General features: G+C 74.3%; 6 protein-coding genes. 3 read left to right on the top strand and 3 right to left on the bottom strand.

Annotation, left to right across the window (positions count from 1 at the left end):
* Positions 1-35: 35 nt before the first annotated feature.
* Together ACFU7Y_RS09970 and ACFU7Y_RS09975 are read right to left on the bottom strand one after the other, a co-directional pair.
* Positions 36-1,028 (bottom strand): DeoR/GlpR family DNA-binding transcription regulator, encoded by a 993-nt coding sequence (locus ACFU7Y_RS09970; protein ID WP_380767257.1) that lies wholly within the window; start codon positions 1,026-1,028, stop codon positions 36-38.
* A 200-nt stretch (positions 1,029-1,228) separates the two neighbouring features.
* A complete protein-coding gene (locus tag ACFU7Y_RS09975; protein ID WP_263455793.1) occupies positions 1,229-2,698 on the bottom strand; it encodes an NAD(P)H-quinone dehydrogenase in 1,470 nt (489 codons plus the stop codon).
* Between the two features lie 84 nt (positions 2,699-2,782).
* Here ACFU7Y_RS09975 and ACFU7Y_RS09980 point away from each other — a divergent pair, with 84 nt between their 5' ends.
* Entirely contained in the window at positions 2,783-3,220 is a 438-nt protein-coding gene (locus ACFU7Y_RS09980; protein WP_224284955.1) for a gamma-glutamylcyclotransferase, read from the top strand.
* Between the two features lie 12 nt (positions 3,221-3,232).
* Here the strand turns inward: ACFU7Y_RS09980 and ACFU7Y_RS09985 are convergent, their stop codons facing one another.
* Complete coding sequence (locus tag ACFU7Y_RS09985) at positions 3,233-4,057, bottom strand: hypothetical protein (protein WP_380767259.1); 825 nt, start codon at positions 4,055-4,057, stop codon at positions 3,233-3,235.
* A 343-nt stretch (positions 4,058-4,400) separates the two neighbouring features.
* On the opposite strand from ACFU7Y_RS09985, the gene ACFU7Y_RS09990 reads away from it, so the two are divergent.
* On the top strand, positions 4,401-5,222 hold the full coding sequence (locus ACFU7Y_RS09990) for a purine-nucleoside phosphorylase (RefSeq protein ID WP_224281485.1): 822 nt from the start codon (positions 4,401-4,403) through the stop codon (positions 5,220-5,222).
* A gap of 190 nt (positions 5,223-5,412) precedes the next feature.
* Positions 5,413-7,137, top strand: a complete 1,725-nt coding sequence (locus ACFU7Y_RS09995) for a phospho-sugar mutase (RefSeq protein WP_224281484.1) — start codon at positions 5,413-5,415, stop codon at positions 7,135-7,137.
* The last annotated feature ends 39 nt before the right edge of the window (positions 7,138-7,176 follow it).

The raw sequence follows: 7,176 nt of genomic DNA on the forward strand, positions 1-7,176 counted from the left end.
TGCGGACCGGTCGCGTTTCCGGGGTCCGTACGGGCTCAGCGCCCGCGCGGCAGGCCCAGCTCGGCCAGCCGGGCCGGCATGCCGCCCGGGGCGGCCGGCCCGCCGTGCGCACCGGGGCGGCGCTGGCCCGGCAGCGGGGCGCCGCCGGCGGGCGGTCCGCTGCGGCGGGCCATCGGGCCGGGCTGGGTCTGGTGGACCGGGCCGCTGCCGGTGCCGTGCACCGGGGCGTCGCCGCTCGGGGCCGCGCCCAGCGGGGCCAGGTCGACCTGCACCCCGCAGTCGGCGAGCGCGTCCAGTTCGCGGGCGGTGGTGTCGTCCGCGGTGGCCTGCTCGTCGGTGACCAGCCGGGTGATGGTCTCGGTGGCGACGGTCTGGAACATGCCGGCCGCGCCGAGCTTGGTGTGGTCGGCGAGGACGATCACCTCGGCGGCCGCCAGCACCATTGCCCGGTCCACGCTCGCGGACAGCATGTTCGCCGTCGACAGCCCGCGCTCGGCCGTCAGCCCGCTGCCGGAGATGAAGGCCTTGGTGACCCTCAGCCCCTGCAGCGACTGCTCCGCGCCGCTGCCCACCAGCGCGTAGTTGGAGCCGCGCAGGGTGCCGCCGGTCATCACCACCTCGACCCGGTTGGCGTGCGCCAGCGCCTGGGCGACCAGCAGCGAGTTGGTGACCACCGTCAGCCCGGGCACCCGGGCCAGCCGGCGGGCCAGCTCCTGGGTGGTGGTGCCGGCGCCGACCACCACCGCGTCGCCCTCCTCCACCAGGCCGGCGGCGAAGTCCGCGATGGCGCTCTTCTCCGCCGCGGACAGGTGGGTCTTCTGCGGGTATCCGGGTTCGCGGCTGAAGCCGCCGGGGAGCACCGCGCCGCCGTGCCGGCGGTCGAGGAGCCCTTCTGCCTCCAGCGCCCGCACGTCACGGCGCACGGTCACTTCGGAGGTCTGGACGACGCGGGCCAACTCCCGGAGCGAGACGGCTCCGTTGGCGCGCACCATTTCGAGGATCAACTGGCGACGTTCTGCTGCAAACACAGAACCGACGGTAACCTGCGTGACCGTCTGCTTTCAGGCGTTTGCAGCTAGTAGCGGGAATTGCTCACGCACGAGCGGCGCGTGACCGTACAATACGCGCCGCCAACGGCCCGGAACCACGCCCGCCGTCCGGGTGACAGCCATGCCCGCGCAAAGGGCGGCCGCCGATCGGCAGCCGCCCCCAACTGTGCGCCGGACGCTCAGGATTCGCCGTCGGCCCGCTTGCGGATGTGCAGCTGCCGGGCGGCCTCGGCGGTCGAGCCGGAGACGGACGGGTAGACGGTGAAGGCGCTGGCCACCTGTTCGACCGTCAGATTGGCGTCCACCGCGAGCGAGATCGAGTGGATCAGCTCGCTGGCCCGCGGGGCGACGACCACGCCGCCGACCACGATGCCGGTGCCCGGACGGCAGAACAGCTTCACGAAGCCGTCCCGGATGCCCTGCATCTTCGCCCGCGGGTTGCCGCGCAACGGGAGCTTGACCACGACGGCGTCCATCTTGCCGCACTCCACGTCGGCCGCCGTGTAGCCGACGGTGGCGATCTCCGGGTCGGTGAAGACGTTGGAGGCCACGGTCTTCAGGTTCAGCGGCTGCACCGCGTCGCCGAGCGCGTGGTACATCGCGATCCGGCCCTGCATGGCCGCCACCGAGGCGAGCATGAAGACGCCGGTGCAGTCGCCCGCCGCGTACACGCCGGGGGCGCTGGTGCGGGAGACCCGGTCGACCTGGATCTGGCCCCAGTCGTTGAGCTTGACCCCGGCCTCCTCCAGGCCCATCTCGGAGGTGTTGGGGATCGAGCCGACCGCCATCAGGCAGTGGGTGCCCTCGATCACCTTGCCGTCGGCCAGCATGACCTCGACCCGGTCACCGATCCGCTTGACGCTCTCGGCCCGCGAGCGGCCCATCACGTTCATGCCGCGGCGGCGGAAGACGTCCTCCAGCACCTCGGCGGCGTCCGGGTCCTCGCCCGGCAGCACCCGGTCGCGGCTGGACACCAGGGTCACCTTGGAGCCGAGTGCCTGGTACGCGCCGGCGAACTCGGCGCCGGTCACACCGGAGCCGACCACGATCAGCTCGCGGGGCAGCTCCTCCAGGTCGTACACCTGGGTCCAGGTGAGGATCCGCTCGCCGTCCGGCTGGGCGTCCGGCAGCTCCCGCGGGTGGGCACCGGTGGCGATCAGCACCGCGTCGGCGCGCAGCGACTGCACGGTGCCGTCGGGCGCGTCCACGAGCACCTCGCGGGAGCCGTCCACGGCCTGCCCGCCGGCTCCGAGCCGGCCGCGGCCGCGCAGCACGGTGACGCCGGCCCGGGTGACGGACTGGGTGATGTCGTGGGACTGCGCGATGGCCAGGCGCTTCACACGGCGGTTGACCTTGCCCAGGTCCACGCCGATCACCCGGGCCGCCTGCTCGACCGGCGGGGTGTCGTCCGCGACGAGGATGCCCAGTTCCTCGTACGAGCTGTCGAAGGTGGTCATCACCTCCGCGGTCGCGATCAGGGTCTTCGACGGAACGCAGTCCGTGAGCACCGCCGATCCGCCCAGACCGTCGGTGTCGACGACGGTCACCTCCGCGCCGAGCTGTGCGGCGACCAGGGCCGCCTCGTAGCCGCCGGGTCCGCCACCGATGATCACGATCCGAGTCACGTTCCCCATTGTCCCGCACGCCAGGACCGCGGCCACGCCGGGGTCCTGGCTTCCGTAGCTTCGTCCAGTCGCCCCGGCCCGCCCGCCGCCCGGGCTACGCTGGCCCCCATGCCCCTTTACGCCGCGTATGCCACCAACCTCGATGCCCGGCAGATGACCCGCCGAGCCCCGCACTCCCCGCTGCGCGGCACGGGGTGGCTAGCCGGTTGGCGGCTCACCTTCGGCGGCGAGCAGCTCGGCTGGGAGGGCTCGCTGGCCACCGTGGTCGAGGACGAGAAGGACCAGGTCTTCGTCTCGCTGTACGACGTCGCGCCGATGGACGAGGAGGGCCTGGACCGCTGGGAGGGCGTCCAGCTCGGCATCTACCGCAAGATCAAGCTGCGCGCGCAGACCCTGGACGGCGACATCCCGGTCTGGACGTACGTGCTCAACGACTACGAGGGCGGCCTGCCCGCGGCCCGCTACCTCGGCCTGATCGCCGACGCCGCGGAGAGCGCGGGCGCCCCGCACGACTACGTGATGGACCTGCGCCGCCGCCCCTGCTAGCGACCGCCCCTGCTAGCGGCCGCTCCAGCTGCGCACGGTCTCCGCCAGCACCTCCGCCACCGCCGCGCGCCGGGCCGGCTCGGCGCGCACCCGGTACGCCAGCTCGACGTGCAGCCACGGCACCCCGAGCCCGGCCGCGAACCGGCCCGCCACGTTGGTGGTGCCGGCCAGTCGCACGCCCGGCTCCCGCCAGGCCCGGCAGACCGCGAGGCCGGCCCCGTCGAGCCCCGCGGCGGTCAGCTCGGCCGCCGGGCCCGGCCGCCCGGCGCCGCTGGAGACCACCGCGTCCCGCCCGGGCAGGCCGGCCGCACCGAAGCCGTGCACCTGGATGCCGGGCAGCCCGCGCCCGGTGAGTGCCTCGACCACGGCGGCGAAGACGGTGTCGCGCCGGTGCGCGACGTCCGCGCAGCCGTCCGCCCCGGCCCGGCGGTGCGCCCCGGCGATCACCAGCACACCGCCCGGCACGGCCCGGAACAGCTCCGCCCCGAGCGCCTCGGTGCGGGCGTCCGAGGCCGGGTGGGGCACCTGCACGGACCAGCTGGGCCGCGTCGAGCGGTCCAGGTAGATCCGGCCCCAGCCGCGCCCGTCCCCGGTGCCGTCGTCGGCGGCGATCTCGGCCACCCGGCGGCCGGTCACGGCCTCAGTGAACTCGGTGGTCCGGTATCCGACCCGGGCCAGCGTCCGCTCGGCCTCCCCGGTCCGGCCGTCCAGCGCGCCGAGCACGCCGTCGGCCACCGCCCGGCGCTGCGCCGGGTCCGGCGCGGTGTAGCGGCCGCTCGGGAGGAAGCCCGCGGTGAACGCGTCCACCCGGGCCGCCAGATCCACCGGCGCGGGCACGAGCGGCGGGTGTCGCCTGTCACTGCTCCCCATGGCGGTCGGCCCCGTCCTGTCGTCCGCCGGAGCCGTGAACCAGACCGGCTGACGACGGGTCGGCCCCCGACCGTCACCGTACCGCCGCCGGCACCCACCGGCCTTTCGGAGCCGGACGACGACGGCACGTACGCAAAGGGACCGCCCGACGGGAACCGGCACGGCGTGGCATCCCGGTTGTGTGCGATCCGACGGCCCGCACACCCGGAAGGCGCCACCGAGCTGTGTTTTCGGGTCGGCCGGGTAACGATCCGGCATGCTGCGGCTGAATTTCTACGCGCGTAGCCGAAACCCGTCTATCCTCGGACCCGTGAACGCTTCTCCTCAGTCGGTCGTCTCCGCCGACCCCTACGCCGCCGCCCAGGCCGCCGCCGAGCGCCTGCGCGAGCTGACCGGTGCCGAGCGGCACGACGTCGCCCTGGTGATGGGCTCCGGCTGGGTGCCGGCCGCCGACGCCCTGGGCGAGACCGTGGCCGAGTTCCCGGTCACCGAGCTCCCGGGCTTCCCCGCCCCCGCCGTCGCCGGCCACGCCGGCAAGATCCGTTCGGTGAAGATCGGCGACAAGCGCGCCCTGATCTTCCTCGGCCGCAACCACTACTACGAGGGCCACGGCGTGGCCACCGTCGTCCACGGCGTGCGCACCGCCGCCGCGGCCGGCTGCGGCATCATCGTGCTGACCAACGGCTGCGGCGGCCTGCGTCAGGGCTGGACCCCGGGCCAGCCGGTCCTGATCAGCGACCACATCAACCTGACCGGGGACTCCCCGATCGTCGGCGCCAACTTCGTCGACCTCACCGACCTGTACTCCAAGCGCCTGCGCGCGCTCTGCCGCGAGGTCGACCCGTCCCTGGACGAGGCCGTCTACGTCCAGTTCCGCGGCCCGCACTACGAGACCCCGGCCGAGGTCAACATGGCCCGGGTGATCGGCGGCGAGCTCGTCGGCATGTCCACCACCCTGGAGGCCATCGCCGCCCGCGAGGCCGGCACCGAGGTGCTCGGCATCTCCCTGGTCACCAACCTGGCCGCCGGCATGACCGGCGAGCCGCTCAACCACGAAGAGGTGCTGGAGGCCGGCAAGGCCTCCGCCGAGCGCATGGGCGAGCTGCTGGCGAAGGTCCTTGAGCGGATCTGACGCCCGCGAGGCGCAGAATCATGACTGACGGGGCCCACGGGCGGTGTGATCCGCTGATCACACCTTCCCGTGGGCCCCGTCCGCATGCGCGACCCCCTACTCTGCGAAATCCTCCGGTCACAGCGGAACCCTCCCGACCCACAGCTCGACCTCCGGCCGACACACCGACGCACTTCCCGATGGAGCTGGCATGACGCAGGCACCCACCACCGACCTCCTCGCCCGGGCCCGGACCTGGCTGGCCGAGGACCCCGACCCGCAGACCCGCGAGGAGCTCTGCGCCCTGCTGGCCCGGGCCGAGGGCCCGGAGGCCGAGACCGACAGCAAGCTCGCCTGGGCGGAGCTCGCCGCCCGCTTCTCCGACCGGCTCCAGTTCGGCACCGCCGGCCTGCGCGGCGAACTCGGCGCCGGCCCGATGCGGATGAACCGCGCCGTGGTGATCCGGGCCGCCGCCGGCCTGGTCTCGTACGTCAAGCAGCAGGGCCTGGGCGACCTGGTCGTCATCGGCTACGACGCCCGCCACAAGTCGTACGACTTCGCCCGCGACACCGCCGCCGTGGTGGTCGGCGCCGGTCTGCGCGCCGCGCTGCTGCCGCGCCCGCTGCCGACCCCGGTGCTCGCCTTCGCCGTCCGCCACCTGGGCGCGGCCGCCGGTGTCACCGTCACCGCCAGCCACAACCCGCCGCAGGACAACGGCTACAAGGTCTACCTGGGCGACGGCTCGCAGATCGTCCCGCCGGCCGACGCCGGGATCGCCGCCGAGATCGACGCGATCGGCTCGCTGGACGAGGTCCCGCGCGCCGAGGAGGGCTGGGAGGTGCTCGGCGAGGAGGTCGTCGAGGCCTACCTGGCCCGGGCCGTCTCCATCGTGGACGAGCACGGCCCGCGCGACCTGGAGGTGGTCTACACCCCGATGCACGGCGTCGGCCGTGACACCCTGGTCGCCGCGTTCCGCCGGGCCGGCTTCCCCGCGCCCACCGTGGTCGCCGAACAGGCCGAGCCCGACCCGGACTTCCCGACCGTGGCCTTCCCCAACCCGGAGGAGCCGGGGGCGATGGACCTCGCCTTCCGCACCGCCGCCTCGGTCGGCCCGGACATCGTGATCGCGAACGACCCTGACGCCGACCGCTGCGCCGTGGCCGTCCCCGCCAACGGCAACGCGGCCGGCAGCGGCAGCGGCTCGGCCGGATGGCGGATGCTGCGCGGCGACGAGGTCGGTGCGCTGCTCGGCTCGGCCCTGGTCGCGAAGAAGGCCGAGGGCACCTTCGCCACCACCATCGTCTCCGCCACCCTGCTGGGCCGGATCGCCGAGGCGGCGGGCCTGGGCTACGCCGAGACGCTGACCGGCTTCAAGTGGATCTCCCGCGCCGAGGGCCTGCGCTACGGCTACGAGGAGGCGCTCGGCTACTGCGTCGACCCGCAGGGCGTCCGGGACAAGGACGGCATCACCGCGGCCCTGCTGGTCGCCGAGCTCGCCGCCACCCTCAAGAAGTCCGGCCGCACCCTGTCCGACCTGCTGGACGACCTGGCGCTGGAGCACGGCCTGCACGCCACCGACCAGCTCTCCGTCCGGGTCCAGGACCTCGCGCTGATCGCCGACGCCATGCGCCGCCTGCGCGAGCAGCCGCCGACCGTCCTGGCCGGCCTCCAGGTCACCCGCGCCGACGACCTGTCGGCCGGCTCCGCCGACCTGCCGCCCACCGACGGCCTGCGCTACTACCTGGCCGGCGAGGACGTCCGCTCCGCCCGCATCGTGGTCCGCCCCTCCGGCACCGAGCCCAAGCTCAAGTGCTACCTGGAGGTCGTCCTCCCGGTCGCCTCCGCCGCCGACCTCGCCCCCACCCGCGACCGCGCCGCCGCCCTCCTCGCCACCATCAAGCAGGACCTCGCCCGGGCCGCCGGCATCACCCCCTGACGCCCACGGACACGTGAAAGGGCCCGCCGGTCACCGACC

It is taken from the genome of Kitasatospora sp. NPDC057542, assembly GCF_042801945.1.
Lineage (GTDB): Bacteria > Actinomycetota > Actinomycetes > Streptomycetales > Streptomycetaceae > Kitasatospora.

Coding starts and splice junctions, on each gene's coding strand:
- ACFU7Y_RS09980 (WP_224284955.1), top strand. CDS start 2,783: ATGCCCCTTTACGCCGCGTATGCCACCAACCTCGATGCCCGGCAGATG.
- ACFU7Y_RS09995 (WP_224281484.1), top strand. CDS start 5,413: ATGACGCAGGCACCCACCACCGACCTCCTCGCCCGGGCCCGGACCTGG.